Annotated in this window: 1 pseudogene; it reads left to right on the forward strand. The window is 67.3% G+C overall.

From position 1 onward, the window contains the following. Positions 1-266, forward strand: a pseudogene (locus TSH64_RS35870) (bifunctional acetaldehyde-CoA/alcohol dehydrogenase); the annotation flags it as partial.

Raw genomic sequence — 266 nt, forward strand, 5'->3', positions numbered from 1 at the left:
ATCGACGACAGCGAGCCCTTCGCCCACGAGAAGCTGTCGCCCACCCTGGCGCTCTACCGCGCCAAGGACTTCGCGGAAGCCTGCGACAAGGCCGCCGCCCTGGTGGCGCTCGGCGGCATCGGTCACACCTCGGCGCTCTACACCGATCAGGACCGGCAGGCCGGGCGCATCCGCCATTTCGGCGACAAGATGAAGACCGCCCGCATCCTGATCAACACGCCGTCGTCCCATGGCGGCATCGGCGACCTCTACAATTTCCGCTTGGC

The sequence above is a fragment of the Azospirillum sp. TSH64 genome (assembly GCF_003116035.1).
Classification (GTDB): Bacteria; Pseudomonadota; Alphaproteobacteria; order Azospirillales; family Azospirillaceae; genus Azospirillum.